5 protein-coding genes are annotated in these 4,602 nt (G+C 51.8%); 2 read left to right on the forward strand and 3 right to left on the reverse strand.

Going from position 1 to position 4,602, the window contains the following annotated elements; translation table 11 throughout:
- The coding region (locus F4Y39_21955) for an Ldh family oxidoreductase (GenBank protein MYC16401.1) at positions 1-510 on the reverse strand (510 nt) is incomplete at its 3' end.
- Positions 511-558: 48 nt separating this feature from the next.
- Positions 559-1,710, reverse strand: a complete 1,152-nt coding sequence (locus F4Y39_21960) for a hypothetical protein (GenBank protein MYC16402.1) — start codon at positions 1,708-1,710, stop codon at positions 559-561.
- A gap of 147 nt (positions 1,711-1,857) precedes the next feature.
- On the opposite strand from F4Y39_21960, the gene F4Y39_21965 reads away from it, so the two are divergent.
- Together F4Y39_21965 and F4Y39_21970 are read left to right on the forward strand one after the other, a co-directional pair.
- Positions 1,858-2,871, forward strand: a complete 1,014-nt coding sequence (locus tag F4Y39_21965) for a Gfo/Idh/MocA family oxidoreductase (GenBank protein MYC16403.1) — start codon at positions 1,858-1,860, stop codon at positions 2,869-2,871.
- Positions 2,872-2,877: 6 nt separating this feature from the next.
- Positions 2,878-4,116 carry a 4-hydroxy-3-methylbut-2-enyl diphosphate reductase gene (locus tag F4Y39_21970; GenBank protein ID MYC16404.1) on the forward strand — a complete coding sequence of 413 codons (1,239 nt, stop codon included), beginning with the start codon at positions 2,878-2,880 and terminating at the stop codon, positions 4,114-4,116.
- Between the two features lie 17 nt (positions 4,117-4,133).
- On the opposite strand, the gene F4Y39_21975 is transcribed toward F4Y39_21970, so the two are convergent.
- A partial coding sequence (locus F4Y39_21975; GenBank protein ID MYC16405.1) for a helix-turn-helix domain-containing protein occupies positions 4,134-4,602 on the reverse strand: 469 nt, incomplete at its 5' end.

A 4,602-nucleotide genomic window follows, 5' to 3' on the forward strand; every position in this document is an offset into this window, starting at 1 on the left:
ACCGTGGGGGGTGGGGGCACTGAAGGCTATGGGATTGGGGGGGAGGCGTCGGCTCGTGCCGCCAAAGGGGGCGGTGAAGCGACCGCCGCCGTTGAGCATGAGCAAGCCAATGCAGTTGCGTTCAGCTGCTTTGGGCGGATAATCGCCCAGGCGACCGATGTGACTGGATCGGTGAACGGCTACGGCGCCAATGGTGTGTTCGAGGGCGCGGTTGGTCGCCATTTGCATGGCTTTGTGGGCGACGACAATGCCGATAGTGCGCTCGGCATCAATGACGGCTGAGACGGGGGTTTCTCGAATGATTTTGAGTTCGCGCACGGGTTTGATGTTGCCGCTTGTTATGGCGCGAATATAGCCCGGCGTGCGAATAACACCGTGAGAATCGTGCCCGTAGAGGTTGGCATCCACGAGATGGTCGGCTACGATGTGAGCCTGGTCTTCTGGAAATCCCGCAGCACTGTAGAGTTCGCGTTGCAGGGTTCGGAGGTGCGTTGCGTCGATAATGGGCATATAGTATATGTCCTTTCGAAAAAGATGATGGTGTGTGCTATGATCCGTCTATTGGATCGCCTGGCGAACCCAATCGAGCGCGGAGAGCGGCATGATGCCGTAGTTGTAAAAGGCGAATTTGGTCACGCCTTGTTCTCGGGCCGCTTGTAGATTGGCACAGAGGGTTTCTGCATCGGAGGAGGCTGGGGGATAGGCTTGAAGTCCGACAACGAGTTGGTCTGGACTCTGGAGGATGGGTAAGAGTTCAGAGACTCGCGTTCTGGTGCGTTGGGGATCAGCAGTATAAGAAAGAATTTCTACACTGTCAGCAATTTGTGCAATGGCTTTGGGATTCGATCCCGTGATTTGTGAATCGCCCATCAAGATATAGGAGAGCGGGACATCAACGGACGCTTTGAGTTCGCGCACGAGGGATGTGACAATTTCTTCGCGCATAGCGTCAAATGCTTCGAGGTCTGGTATTGTACTTTTGAGGTCTGTGATCGTTTCCCGAACGGGTTGACCGGTTTCAAAGGCCGTGCGGATTTTTGCGGTGACAGTGCTTTGTAGCCGGGCAATGTCGATATTGGCTTCCATCGCTCGTTTTTTGCAGCTATCGCAAAAACAGAGTGAAAAGAGGTAGCGTCCGCCAGAGCCCAGGTCAATGCCGTGTTTGGCGTGGTAGTGCAGATGGCCCCAACCAGAGTAGGCGAGGGCTTCGCATTCGAGGAGGGAGATGCCGTAGTTGAGAACCAGATCGCGAGAGAGCGCGATGGCAAAGGCACGCACGTCTGGATTTGCCGGGCAGAGGGCAGATGTGCTGATGTCACCTGTGCAGCGGACTTCGGCACATTCAGGATGGGATTGCGCCTGGTGGGAGTTGTGAAAAAAGACGGTCCATGAATTGAGATTTATACCAGCGGATGTTGCGGCTCTTGCTGCTTCGCCCCACCAGTTTTCATTTTGCATCAAAGGGCTAACATGTGGTTTGATCGCGCCGTAGAGCGATTCTTGTGGTTCGAAATAAATTGCTGATTGTGAGACCTCGAGTGTGTTATTGGCAGGGAGATGGGGACGCAGCATGTCAAAGGTGTGGTAAGCCGATGCCAGGTTGATGGCATCGAGTTTAACTTCTTCGCGAAGTTTGTGGAGAACGGCGTCATAACCTTCGTCGCGCAAATCCCAGGGATAGGTCCACATGGTGGCGTTGAGTGCAGGCATTGGGATGCTCCTTTCTCTGTTTGAGACATGGTATTTTCATTTTAGATAATTTCAAAGTGATTTTTGAAACGGGTTGAAAGGGGATTGACTTTTTTCCTAAAATATGGTATAACCTGTTTTTGTATTCAACACTGTTTGGAGGAATGGATGACAAAACTCGGATTGGGTGTGATTGGATGCGGCAATATGGGCGCGAGTCTGGCCAATGGTGCGCGGGACCTGGACTGCGCTGAAGTGGTTTGTGTCAGCGATGTGGATAGTGAAAAAGGCCAGGCACTATCTGAGAAAATAGACTGCGATTACGAGGTGGATTATCACAATATGCTGGCGCGGGAGGATGTGCAGGCGGTCATGATTGCCACGCCGCCGTTTTTGCACATTGATCCCACGATTGCAGCAGCCCAGGCGGGCGTGCATGTGTTTTGCGAAAAGCCCATGTCGCCGACACTGGCGGGGTGTGATGCGATGATCGCCGCGTGTGAGCAGGGTGGGGTTAAGTTGGGTATTGGGCTGGTGTGTCGCTTTCACCCTGTGCATCGCAAGGTGCGCGATTTGGCTCGTGGGGGCGATTTGGGAACGCCCTTGTGTTTGATGGTACATCGCCTGGGCGGTGGCTGGGGCGGTGTGTGGTCTGCATCGTGGCGAAAGTCAAGGGATAAAAGTGGCGGTACGCTGATGGAAGTGAATGCGCATGAAATCGATTTTATGCGTTTTGTGATGGGCGATGCGGAATCGGTTTCTGCGGCGGGTGGACAGTTCGTACAGATGGAGACGGATTTTCCAGATGTGGCACTCGTATCGATCCGATTCAAAAACGGTGGGGTAGGGGTATTGCATTCGAGTCAGGCAAGTGCTATTGGCGGTTATGGCGGGCGGTTGGATTGCGCCGAAGGCTCGGTGGTCTTTCCTACGTTTTGGGGTGGTGAAGGTGGTTTGCGCTACAAGCGATACGACGGTGGTGAAACGGCGGTTGCTGCATCGGAGTTATCGCAAGATGAAAGCCCGGTGAGCCAGGAGATTCGCGCATTTTGCGAGGCGGTGCTCAATGGGGAGGATCCACCGGTGTCTGGTGCAGATGGTCGGGCCGCCGTGGAGATTGCGTTGGCTGCTTATCAGTCCATTGAAACGGGCGAAGCAATTGTGCTCCCATTTGAGGAATGAGACATCATGGCACGAAAATTTGAGATTCCAGAATTTTATAAAAGTCCGATTATTTCGCAGGTCAAAAGAGCGCGACAATTATCAGATCCCAAAAAGCGCGATTTGCAGCCTTCGGTGCTGGATTTTGGGCCTGTGAGGTTTTTTTTGGCGCGGCATTTTGGGTTTTGCTTTGGCGTGGAGAATGCCATTGAAATTGCGTATAAGACCCTGGAAGCCCATTCGGACCGGCGCGTGTTTTTCCTGAGTGAGATGATTCACAATCCCAATGTGAATGCAGACCTGCAGGATCGCGGCGTGCAGTTTATGTTTACGCCGTCTGGCGAACAGCTCATTCCGTGGGACGAACTCGTACCCGAAGATATCGTGGTGGTGCCTGCTTTTGGTACAACTGTGGGAACGCAAGAGGAGTTGGCCCGGCGGGGGATTGATCCTTATCAGTACAATACCACATGTCCATTTGTCGAAAGGGTATGGAAGCGCAGTGCCCAATTGGGCGATGGGGATTATACTGTTATCATTCACGGAAAGACCATACACGAAGAGACGCGGGCGACTTTTTCACACGCGGTTCAAAATGCAGAGGTCGTAGCTGTACTGAATTTGAAAGAAGCGCGTATTCTATCAGATATTATTCGGGGCAAACGCGATCTCGGTGCTTTTGAACGGTATTTTAGACACAAGTGCTCACAGGGATTTGATCCCAGCATCCATTTGTCGCGTATCGGTGTGGTGAATCAGACGACGATGTTGGCTACTGAAACGCATAAAATAGCTGAGATCATTCGGCAGGCACTCACAGATCGGTATGGAGCGGAGAATATCGAAGATCATTTTGCGGATACATCAGATACGCTTTGTTATGCCACCAACGAAAATCAGAATGCGACATACACGCTTATCGAGCAGGGGGCAGACATCGCTCTGGTTGTAGGGGGCTACAATTCTTCGAATACATCGCATATTGTAGAATTGTGCGAGGAAGCCATGCCAACATTTTTTGTGAAGGATGCCGGGGAGTTGATTTCAGAACGCGAAATTCGGCACTATTGTCTCAGGTCGCATGGGGTGGAGATTGCCGAGAATTGGTTGCCCGATAAAAGACCTGTGGATGTCGCACTGACATGTGGTGCTTCGTGTCCCGATGCCGTGGTGGATGGTGTGCTGTTGCGCGTGTTGTCTTTTTTTCCCGATGCGCGGGATGTAAATGATGCGCTGGCGTTGTACAGGGCGATGGAGTCTGTGTAATGTGGCGTGAGAGGCGTTTACTCCTCTCCTAAGACTTCGAGAAGCCTGCGAACTTTTTCCAGTGATTCCTTTGTTTGCAAGCGCAGTAGGGCAGAAAGCACAGCTTTTCCGTCTTCAGAAGACAGTAAAATGTTCAGTTCTCTGAGTTGTTCTGTTGTGAGTGTATTAATCCGATCGCTCACAATACTGCTCAACTCGGGATCGCGCTCTCGCGGGTAAACGATAGTTGTTTCGGGATTCGCACCCAAAAGGACCTCTGGCGAAACGCCCAGGGCAGTAGCAATAGCGACCAGAGTATCGGTTCGGGGCACTTTTGTCTCTGCTTCAATGCGAGATACTGTTGCCTGGTCAATATTGGCCGCATTGGCGAGGTCGAGTTGAGACCAGTTTTTTGCGTGCCGTAATTCCCTTATTTTTCGTCCGGTTACGATCATAAATGAAAAATAAGGGAATTTTATGGGTTTATTTATGTTCATAGGCATATAT

This window comes from Gemmatimonadota bacterium (assembly GCA_009838845.1).
In the GTDB taxonomy this organism is placed as follows: Bacteria; Latescibacterota; UBA2968; order UBA2968; family UBA2968; genus VXRD01.